This is a genomic window from Actinophytocola sp., assembly GCF_036002505.1.
Lineage (GTDB): Bacteria > Actinomycetota > Actinomycetes > Mycobacteriales > Pseudonocardiaceae > DASYTH01.
This window is the reverse complement of the sequence record NZ_DASYTH010000192.1, coordinates 1-3,057: the sequence shown is the minus strand read 5'-3', so window position 1 is coordinate 3,057 and position 3,057 is coordinate 1. Positions and strand designations below refer to the sequence as shown.

At 67.8% G+C, this 3,057-nt stretch carries 1 protein-coding gene; it reads left to right on the top strand.

The genetic code is table 11. The features are described from left to right. Window positions 1-1,013: 1,013 nt before the first annotated feature. Window positions 1,014-2,630 (top strand): IS1182 family transposase, encoded by a 1,617-nt coding sequence (locus VGR06_RS16075; protein ID WP_327559883.1) that lies wholly within the window; start codon window positions 1,014-1,016, stop codon window positions 2,628-2,630. Window positions 2,631-3,057 lie beyond the last annotated feature (427 nt).

Here is a 3,057-nt window from a genome sequence, read left to right as displayed (position 1 = left end):
GGACACACGAGGAGCGTTCGGCTACTCCAGGGTGCGGCGCCTTCGGTTCGCCACCGCTCCCTTCGGAGGGACGTTCTTGTTCCGGACCGAGCGCACGGGCCGGTGCCACGTAGAGATCTTGACCCTCGCGAGTCGCTCGATTCCGGCCAATTGGGGCAGTCGGTCGGCGGGATACCAGGTCTCGTAGGTCTCCTCGGTCCGCAGCCGAGCTGGCAGCGGCCAGTCGTTGTCCAGCAAGTCCGTCCTCGGGTGCGTGTCGAGCCAGATGTGCGTGATCTCGACCTCGTTGCGCGAGTGGTTGACGACCTTGATGAAGACGTACTCGTCCTGGCCAGAGGCGGGGAGCCATTCGGCACCGGGTTCATAGGCGGCCGGTGCCGCTCCGGTTATCGGGGCGACGAGGTGGGAATCACCACGTGGCCCGCGGTCACCGGAGGCGTGGTGTTGTCGGGGTCGTGTATGAACACCCCCCTGTGCGCAAGAACTTCGATGCGTCGCCGCCTACGCCACGCGTCGACCGCAATCCGCACGGGTGTCACCGCGATCCGCACAAGGGTGGTCACGTCCATCTCGCCAGGTGTACCAGGACCAAGCCACTCCCGCGAACTGGGAAGGGCTGGCACCCTGTTCCGGTGCACCGCTACCTCGCGGAATTCCCGGATCGCCAAACGATCGCTGGAACCGTCGTTGCACCCCGATCGAGCCAGCCATGCCTTTCAGCGGCGAGATCGGGATCGCGGCGAGAACGCGGACGGACGAGGAGGATCCGCCGTGGCGGCATTCACCGCTACGGCACTCGCGGTCACGAACAGCACCTCGACGACGGCCAAGACGCCCTTAACGAGCCTCACACTCCTCGGTGCCGTTCCGAGTTCTGCTGCACATCTAAGACGATGTGCGCAACTGCCCGATGCCCGCTAAGGCACCGTCGCTAGGTGGCTGGTGTAAATCGATGTCCGCCGCGTCGCCGTGGCGGGAATCGATGTGCGTGACCGGTCTGCGATAGTGATCGCGTGTCGTTGGGCGAGGCGCCGAAGCAGCTGGACCTGTTGGATGCGGTGACCCGGTTCTGTGACGAGTCGCTACCCGACAGTTCGATCTACGGGTTCCTGTTCCGGGAGCGGGATCGGCTGTTCCCCGACGAGATGTTCGCCGACCTGTTCGCTGTGATCGGCCGCCGGTCGGTCCCGCCGTCGGTGGTGGCCACGGTGATGGTGCTGCAACGCCTTGAGGGCCTATCGGACCGGGAGGCGGTGGACCGGTTCACGTTCGACGCCCGGTGGCGGTACGCGGCCGGCGTGGGTGGCTGGGACGGCGCCGGCCCGACGGGCTTCGCCCACACCGTGCTGGTGGACATGCGCGAACGGCTACGCGGATCCGACCGGCCAGACCGCGTCTTTGAGGTGGCGCTGACCGCCGCGCGTGAGGCCGGGCTGGTGGGCCGACGGCGGGTGCTGGACTCGACACCGCTCTACGACTCGGTCACGACGATGGACACGGTCACTCTGATCCGCTCGGCCATCCGCGGACTGCTCAACGTGGCCGATCCTGTTCTGGAGCAACGGTTGCGGGCGGTGTTGACCAGCGGGGACCAGTACGTCACGGCCGGCAAGCCGGTCGTCGACTGGGACGACGAGGCCGCCCGTACCGCCCTGGTCGACGCCCGGGCCCAGGACGGCTACGCCCTCCTGGAGGTCCTGGAAGGGCAGAAGGACCTGCCGGAGCCGGTCAATCAGGCGGCGAAGCTGCTGGCCACGGTGCTGGGCCAGGACCTCGAACCCGACCCCGACAACCCGGGCGGGTGGCGCATCGCACGGCGGGTCGCGAAGGACCGGGTCATCTCGACCGTCGATACCGAGGCCCGGCACGGACACAAGACCAACCACCGCGGCTATGACGGCTTCAAAGGTCACCTGGCCCTCGATCCGGACAGTGAAATCATCACCGCGGTCGCGGTCACCCCCGCCAACACCGGCGACGTCGAACCGGTCGCCGACCTGATCGCGGACCTCACCAGCACCGACCCAGCTGACCCGCCGGAGGGGGACGGGGACCCGGCGGCGGTCTATGGCGACTCGGCCTACGGCGCCGGAGAAGTTCTGGAGCGCCTCGATAATGCTGGACTCGACTCGATGACCAAGGTCCAGCCGCCCGTCGCACCGGGTGGGAAGTTCACCAAAGACCAGTTCGACATCAACCTTGAAGCCCGAACCGTCACCTGCCCGAACGGGATCACCATCCCCATCCGGCCGGTGCGGGGCAACAAGAAACAGGCCGGCAAGGCCGAGTTCGGTTTGCACTGCCGCACCTGCCCGCTGGCCGACATGTGCACCGATTCCAAGACCGGCCGGCGTATCACCATCGGCCCGCACGAAGCCCGCCTCACCGCCGCCCGCGCCCGTCAGCGCGACCAGGCATGGAAAGCCGACTACCAAGCGACCCGGCCCAAGGTCGAACGCAAACTCGCCCACCTCATGCGCCGCCGTCACGGGGGACGCCGGGCTCGGATGCGCGGAACATTGCGCATCGCCGCCGACTTCGCTCTCCTCGCCGCCGCGGTCAACCTCGCCCGACTCGCCAGGTTAGGCCTCGCCCACACCCACGGCGCCTGGACCCTCAACCCCGCCTGACCACCCACCCAGGAGCCAAGACCGGGCTCCAAACCCAGCCACAGCACCAGACTCGACGCCGTGAAGAGACCGTCCCGCCAGTACCGGCCGAAACGGCAATCGGCCACCACGGATCGCCAACCAGCCCACGACGATGCGGGCGGACCGGCCGCCCCTGGCTACCAGCGATCTACACCAGCCACCTAGTCGTTGTTGGCACCGAGGTCGGGCACGTTGCGCGGCCGGACTATCGACCCTGACGCTGAGGTGGCCGCCGCCACTTCCCAGCCGGACCGGCGCTCCGCTACCGAATCTCGGACGCCGCGATCTTGTTCCTGTGGCCGCAGCTGGTGCACGTCCAGACGCGCCTGTGGTCGTCAAAGCCCGCTTGGACGCCCAAGGGCGTGTTGCAGTTGTCGCAAAACCACGCGACGCCGGGGAACCGCTC